The sequence below is a fragment of the Tabrizicola thermarum genome (assembly GCF_003574395.1).
GTDB classification, from domain to species: domain Bacteria; phylum Pseudomonadota; class Alphaproteobacteria; order Rhodobacterales; family Rhodobacteraceae; genus Tabrizicola; species Tabrizicola thermarum.
Window position 1 is genome coordinate 1 of record NZ_QMJY01000043.1, and the last position, 820, is coordinate 820.

Here is an 820-nt window from a genome sequence, read left to right on the forward strand (position 1 = left end):
AGGCCAGCACCTTGCGGGTGAACCAGTCCATGATGGCCACCAGATAGAGGAAGCCCTTTCGCATCGGCAGGTAGGTGATGTCGGCGCACCAGACCTGGTTGGGCCGGTCCACCCGCAGCCCGCCGAGCAGGTAGGGGTAAGTCTTGTGCCCCTTCGCGGGCCTGCTGGTGTCGGGCTTTTCGTAGATCGGCATCAGGCGCATGAGGCGCATCAGCCGCCGGATGCGTTTCTGGTTCACGCCATGACCTTCGTTCTGCAGATGCCAGGTCATCTGCCGCACGCCATAGAACGGCGTGTCCAGGAACTGCTTGTCGATCAGCAACATGAGATCGAGGTTCATTTCCGTCTCGCCCTGCGGGGCGTAGTAGAACGACGACCGTGAGATCGACAGCAGACGGCACTGCGCGCCGACCGACAGGTTTGGGTGGTTCTTCTCGACCATACCGCGCCTCACTTGCCGATCCAGGGCTTGAGCTTTCGTGACAAAAAATCATTGGCGACAGCCAGCTCTCCGATCTTGGCATGGAGGTCACGGACTGTTTCTTCGGCAACCTCGGCCGCCGCAGCAGCCTTGCCGCCGCGCTCGAAGATGCTTGCTGCACCCTCCAGCAGCGACCGTTTCCATTGGTGGATCATCGTCGGATGCACACCATACTCGGCGGCCAGTTCCGACACCGTGCGTTCGCCCTTCACGGCCTCCAGCGCCACTCGCGCCTTGAACGCCGCATCGTGGTTCCTGCGTTTCGACATGTCCTGATCTCCTCGTGTTTGGAGACCAGCAGACTTCAGATCGTAGCTTCCGTCACTGTACGATTTTCGG

General features: G+C 60.7%; 2 protein-coding genes. Both read right to left on the reverse strand.

Annotation, left to right across the window (positions count from 1 at the left end):
* Positions 1–442: IS3 family transposase (locus tag D5084_RS09070; protein ID WP_155523120.1), on the reverse strand; the 442-nt coding region annotated here is incomplete at its 3' end.
* An 8-nt stretch (positions 443–450) separates the two neighbouring features.
* Positions 451–820: transposase (locus D5084_RS09075; RefSeq protein WP_155523121.1), on the reverse strand; the 370-nt coding region annotated here is incomplete at its 5' end.